General features: G+C 71.1%; 4 protein-coding genes and 1 pseudogene. 3 read left to right on the forward strand and 2 right to left on the reverse strand.

The features are described 5' to 3' along the window. Positions 1-74: 74 nt before the first annotated feature. Together rph and BG452_RS23940 are read right to left on the reverse strand one after the other, a co-directional pair. Positions 75-800 (reverse strand): ribonuclease PH, encoded by a 726-nt coding sequence (gene rph / locus BG452_RS23935; protein WP_188306406.1) that lies wholly within the window; start codon positions 798-800, stop codon positions 75-77. A 107-nt stretch (positions 801-907) separates the two neighbouring features. Then, positions 908-1,171 (reverse strand): annotated as a pseudogene (locus BG452_RS23940) (glucose PTS transporter subunit EIIB); the annotation flags it as partial. Positions 1,172-1,545: 374 nt separating this feature from the next. Here BG452_RS23940 and BG452_RS23945 point away from each other — a divergent pair. The 3 genes from BG452_RS23945 to BG452_RS23955 form a co-directional block, all read left to right on the forward strand. Continuing rightward, positions 1,546-2,835 carry a PTS transporter subunit EIIC gene (locus tag BG452_RS23945; RefSeq protein WP_188306407.1) on the forward strand — a complete coding sequence of 430 codons (1,290 nt, stop codon included), beginning with the start codon at positions 1,546-1,548 and terminating at the stop codon, positions 2,833-2,835. Between the two features lie 555 nt (positions 2,836-3,390). Further along, complete coding sequence (locus BG452_RS23950) at positions 3,391-4,650, forward strand: PTS transporter subunit EIIC (protein WP_188306408.1); 1,260 nt, start codon at positions 3,391-3,393, stop codon at positions 4,648-4,650. 417 nt (positions 4,651-5,067) lie between these two features. Continuing rightward, positions 5,068-6,075: LLM class flavin-dependent oxidoreductase (locus tag BG452_RS23955; RefSeq protein WP_188306409.1), on the forward strand; the 1,008-nt coding region annotated here is incomplete at its 3' end.

Raw genomic sequence — 6,075 nt, forward strand, 5'->3', positions numbered from 1 at the left:
GGTGCTGCGGGAACCGTACGGGCTGGGGGCCGGGCGTGTACAGCGGGCCGTACAGGCGTTCAGCCGCCGGGGGTTCAGCCTTCCAGCGCCTTGCGCTGGATCTCGTCGAGCTCGGCGCAGCCGAGGGTGCCGAGGTCGAGCAGCCGGTTGAGCAGGTCGCGGTCGAACGGGGCGCCCTCGGCGGTGCCCTGGACCTCGACGAAGCGGCCGTCGGAGGTGCAGACGATGTTCATGTCGGTCTCGGCGCGCACGTCCTCCTCGTACTGGAGGTCGAGCATCGGGACGCCGTCGATGATGCCGACGCTGACGGCGCTGACGCCGCCGGTGATGGGCTGGCCCTTGGCGCGCAGCAGCTTGCGCTCGCGGGCCCAGGAGACGGCGTCGACGAGGGCGACGTAGGCGCCGGTGATGGCGGCGGTGCGGGTGCCGCCGTCGGCCTGGAGGACGTCGCAGTCGAGGACGATGGTGTTCTCGGCGAGGGCGCGGTGGTCGATGACGGCGCGCAGCGAGCGGCCGATGAGCCGGCTGATCTCGTGGGTGCGGCCGCCGATGCGGCCCTTGACGGACTCGCGGTCGCCGCGGGTGTTGGTGGCTCGCGGGAGCATGGAGTACTCGGCGGTGACCCAGCCTTCGCCGCTGCCCTTGCGCCAGCGCGGGACGCCTTCGGTGACGCTGGCGGTGCACAGCACCTTGGTGTCGCCGTAGGAGACGAGGACGGAGCCTTCGGCGTGCTTGCTCCAGCCCCGTTCGATGGTGATGGGGCGGAGCTGGTCGGGGGTGCGGCCGTCGATGCGTGACATAGCCACTGAGCGTAGCCGCTCGGGTGGGTGGTTCCGGATGTGCCTCGGCCCGCCGTCTCCCTGAGCGGGTCGGCGGGCCGCGGGTGGTCGAGCCTGGGTGGCTCAGCTCACATCATGTCCTCGATGTCGGCGGCGATCGGGTCGGCGTCGGTGCCGATGACGACCTGGATCGCGGTGCCCATCTTGACGACGCCGTGGGCGCCGGCGGCCTTGAGGGCGGCCTCGTCGACCAGGGAGGCGTCCTTGACCTCGGTGCGCAGGCGGGTGATGCAGCCCTCGACCTCTTCGATGTTGTCGATGCCGCCCAGACCGGCGACGATCTTCTCAGCCTTGCTGGCCATCTGGTTTTCTCCCTCTGTCTCGGCTCTTCGGCGGCTCTGCCGGGTGCCGTCGTGCGCTGTGCTGGGTGGGTCCTCGACCGTCGGGTGGTGAGGTCCGTGCCGGTGGCTGACGCGGGTTCAGCTGCGGTCGCGCTGCCGGGCAGCGCGACCAGCATGACCCGAGCCGGGCCGGTCTGCCACGTTAGTCCACTTTTGGCCCATTCCGGCGCGCAGGCTCCCGGCCGCCACCCGAGGATGACGATCAGCGGGGGCTCGCGTCCCGGCGTCCGGCCCGCGTCCCAAAGTGGTCTACACCAATATATGTGTACTCCGATGAACGCGGGAACGGCACCGGGTGTTCCTGGCCCCCGCCCGAGGGTCCCGCAGGGGCCCGCCGGTCGGCAACTGCTCCCGGAGGGCGAAGGATGAGCTCGGCAGGCGCCACGGCCCCGCAGACCACGTGGTGGCACACCTTCTACGGCGGCCTCCAGAAGATGGGCCGCTCGCTGCAGCTGCCGGTCGCGGTCCTCCCCGCGGCGGGCATCCTCAACCGGCTCGGACAGCCCGACGTGTTCGGCAAGGACGGCCTGGGCTGGAACGACGTCGCCAGGGTCTTCGCGGCGGCCGGCGGCGCACTGCTCGACTCCTCACTCGGCCTGCCGATGCTGTTCTGCGTCGGAGTGGCGATCGGCATGGCCAAGAAGGCGGACGGTTCGACGGCGCTGGCGGCCGTGGTCGGCTTCCTCGTCTTCTACAAGGTGCTGCACGCCTTCCCGGAGAAGTGCAAGCCGCCGACGGTGCTGATCAGCGACCAGTGCGTGGACTACTCCTCGGCGAAGGCCGCCAATGCGACGTACCAGAACCCGGGGGTGCTGGGCGGCATCCTGATCGGTCTGATGTCGGCCTGGCTCTGGGTCCGCTTCCATCGCGTCAGACTGGTCGACTGGCTGGGCTTCTTCAACGGCCGCCGCCTCGTGCCGATGATCACCGCCCTGGTCGGCATGCTGACCGCGGTGGTCGCGCTGTGGGTGTGGCCGCCGGTCGGCCGCGGCCTGAACGACTTCTCGCAGACCCTGGCCGATCTGGGCGCGGGCGGCGCCGGCATCTTCGGCCTGTGCAACCGCGCACTGCTGCTGATCGGCATGCACCAGTTGCTGAACACCTTCGTCTGGTTCCAGTTCGGCGAGTTCACGAAGCCGGACGGCAGCATCGTGCACGGCGACATCCCGCGTTTCCTGGCGGGCGACCCGACGGCCGGCCAGTTCCAGTCCGGATTCTTCCCGATCATGATGTTCGCGCTGCCCGCCGCGGCACTCGCGATCGCCCACTCGGCCAAGCCGCACCGCCGCAAGGAGATCTACGGCCTGATGCTCTCGGTCGGCCTGACCTCCTTCGTCACCGGCGTCACCGAGCCGATCGAGTACTCCTTCGCCTACATCGCCCCGGCCCTGTACGGCGTGCACGCGCTGCTGACCGGCGCCTCGATGGCGGTCACCTGGGGGCTGGGGGTGCACGACGGCTTCAGCTTCTCGGCCGGCCTGATCGACTACGTGATCAACTGGGGACTCGCCACCAAACCGTGGATGATCATCGTCATCGGGCTGTGCTTCGCCGCGGTGTACTACGCGCTCTTCCGGTTCATCATCGTCAAATTCGACCTGAAAACACCGGGCCGGGAGGACGAGGCCGAAGTCGAGGACGTCACCAAAGCCTGATTCACCCCCGATTCGGCCGCCGCCCGGAACACCACTCGCAAAGGCCCTCGGACCCGCCGGTCCGAGGGCCTTCGGCATTTCGGGAAAGGACGGAATTCCCTACCGGGACTCGCCGAAAAGGCAATTCGGTCGCGATCCGACCGGACAGCGGGCGCTCCGGAGGGGTGCCGACCACGGGCGGGGGACGTCCCCTCGGGCACGTCCGCGACCCTCCGGTCACTCTCAGCAGCCACCGTGCGCGCCCCGGAGCGGCCGGATCGTCCGGGCCCGACCCGGCCGGACCCCCGGCACCGGCCTCGACCCGGGCGCCGCAAGGGCTCCGCGCTTTTTGTTGCGCAAATAGCCAAAATCCCAATCCCGACTGAAATCATGATCGTCGCTCCGCATCCAGGTTTCGATTTCATAGCGCTTCCCGGCGGCGGCGCTATCCGGGGTTCCCCGACTTCTCCACCCGTGCTACAAAACTGGTCTACACCACGTGTGGTGTAGACCAGTTCGCGGTTGGCCCCTGTGCCTCCCCCCGACCGACCGCCATGCCGTTAGGAACCCACCCCCATGAGTCAGTCTGCGCAGGCACCGGCGCCCGCCAAGGCTCCGACGCCGATCAAGAAGTTCGGCAACAGCGTCCTTCCTGGTCTCCAGAAGGTCGGCCGCAGCCTCCAGCTGCCGATCGCCGTGCTCCCGGCGGCCGGTCTGCTGGCGCGTCTGGGCCAGCCCGACGTCCATGAGAAGTGGCACTTCCCCGCGAAGCTCGTCGAGGTCTTCGGCGCCGCGGGTACCGCCATCACCGGCGCGCTGCCGCTGCTGTTCTGCGTCGGCATCGCGATCGGCTACGCCAAGAAGGCGGACGGTTCCACGGCGCTGGCCGCGCTGGTCGGTTACCTCGTGTTCAAGAACGTGCTGACCGCCTTCCCGGCGGACGGCACCGTCACCGCCGCCCTCCCCGCAGGAAAGCCGCAGGACCCGGGCGTCCTCGGCGGCATCGTGGTCGGTCTGCTCGCGGCCATCCTGTGGCAGCGGTTCCACCGCACCAAGCTGGTCGACTGGCTGGGCTTCTTCAACGGCCGCCGCCTGGTGCCGATCATCATGGCCTTCGTCGGCACCGGCCTGGGCGTCCTGTTCGGCCTCGGCTGGCAGCCCGTCGGCGACGCGATCTCGCACGTCAACAACAGCCTGGTGGGCGCGGGCGCGCTCGGCGCCGGCATCTTCGGCCTGGTCAACCGCGCGCTGATCCCGATCGGCATGCACCAGTTCGTCAACACCTACGCCTGGTTCCAGACCGGTGACTTCACCAAGCCGGACGGCACCATCGTGCACGGTGACATCAACCGCTTCCTCGCGGGCGACCCGACGGCCGGTCAGTTCCAGGCGGGCTTCTTCCCGATCATGATGTTCGCGCTGCCGGCCGCCGCCCTCGCGATCGCCCACTGCGCCCGCCCCGAGCGCCGCAAGGCCGTCATGGGCATGATGATCTCGATCGCGCTGACCAGCTTCGTCACCGGTGTGACCGAGCCGATCGAGTTCACCTTCCTCTTCATCGCCCCGGTCCTGTACGCGATCCACGCGGTGCTGACCGCCGTCTCGATGGCCGTCACCTGGGGCCTCGGCGTGCACCACGGCTTCAGTTTCTCGGCCGGTCTGATCGACTACACGATCAACTTCAGCCTGGCCAAGAACCCGCTGCTGATCATCCCGATCGGCCTGGTCTTCGCGGCGATCTACTACTTCACGTTCCGCTTCGCGATCACCAAGTTCAACCTCAAGACCCCCGGTCGCGAGGACGACAGCGAGATCGAGGACGTGACCAAGGCCTGACGCCGGTCCCGTCCGCCCCGAAGGCCCCGCCCACCGCCGCTCACCCGGCGGCCGGGCGGGGCCTTCGGCATGTCCGGCGGACGACGACGGCGGACGACGGCGGACGACGAAGGCGGTTGACGAACCGCCGGAAGCCCTGGTCAACTGAAGTCGTGTACCCCTCGTGCCCGCTGGTGACCCGCAGCCACATCGACTTCGGTCGCGTGTGGTCCGCGGCGTGTCGCGGCTGAGCCGACCCCTCCCCCCGCCGCCGCCCGGCTGAGTCCCCGCCCGGCGCCGGCCGTCCTCCCCCGCCCGTCGCGGGCCTAAGCCTGCCCACGGGCCGTCACCGCGCACCCGCGCGCGCCCGCACCCCCGTACCCGCATCCGTACGGAGCCGCGTCCGCGCACGTCCGCACGAGGAAAGCCAGGCTCGCCATGCCCCGCCCGTTGCACCTCTCCGCCGCCATCGACACCGCCGCCGACGCCGACACCGCCGGCCCCGGCCGCCTCGACGCCGCCCACTACGCCGGCCTCGCCCGCCTCGCCGAGCGGGCCGGCCTGGACTTCGTCACCCTCGACGACTCCTTCGCCGCCGAGCCGCGCCGCCCCGACGCGCTCGCCACCCTGGCCCGGATCGCCCCGCTGACCGAGCGGATCGGGCTGGTGCCCACCGTCACCACCACCCACACCGAGCCGTTCCACACCTCGATCTCGCTCAACACCCTGGACTGGGTGAGCGAGGGCCGGGCCGGCTGGCTGGTCGGCGTCTCCGGGACCGAGGCCGAGGCCCGGGCGTTCGGCCGCCGCCCGGTCGCCCCCGAGGACGAACTGTGGGCCGAGGCCGCCGACGCCGCCGAGGTGGCCGCCCGGCTCTGGGACAGCTGGGAGGACGACGCGGAGATCCGGGACACCGCCACCGGCCGGTTCATCGACCGCGACAAGCTGCACTACATCGACTTCGCGGGCCGGCACTTCTCGGTCCGCGGCCCGTCCATCACCCCGCGCCCGCCGCAGGGCCGCCCGGTGGTCGCGGTGCCGGTGGCCGCCGCCGACCTGGCCCGGGACGCCTCCCCCGGCGGGCGCGCCCGGGTCGCCACCGCGATCCGGTACGCCGACGTCGTCCTGCTGGACGCCCCCGACCGGGCCACCCGGCTGACCGCCGCCACCGAACTGCGGCTGCGCTCCGGCGAACACCTGCGCATCCTGGCCCGGCTCGCCACCGCCCTGCCCGACCGGGCCGCCGAGCAGCGGCTGCTCGCCGAACTCACCGCCACCGGCACCGGCGTGGACGGCTTCCACCTCGTCCCCGCCGACCCCGAGCGCGACCTGGCCGCCCTCGCCGCACGGATCGCCCCGGCCCTGCGCAGCACCGGACTGCTGCGCACCGGCTACCCCGGCCGCACCCTGCGCGACCACCTCGGCCTGGCCCGCCCGGCCGGCCGC

This window comes from Streptomyces sp. CBMA123 (genome assembly GCF_014596465.1).
GTDB lineage: Bacteria > Actinomycetota > Actinomycetes > Streptomycetales > Streptomycetaceae > Kitasatospora.

Excerpts from the sequence above, each read along its gene's own strand:
- rph (WP_188306406.1), bottom strand. The coding sequence starts at position 800 with ATGTCACGCATCGACGGCCGCACCCCCGACCAGCTCCGCCCCATCACC.
- BG452_RS23950 (WP_188306408.1), top strand. The coding sequence starts at position 3,391 with ATGAGTCAGTCTGCGCAGGCACCGGCGCCCGCCAAGGCTCCGACGCCG.
- BG452_RS23945 (WP_188306407.1), top strand. The coding sequence starts at position 1,546 with ATGAGCTCGGCAGGCGCCACGGCCCCGCAGACCACGTGGTGGCACACC.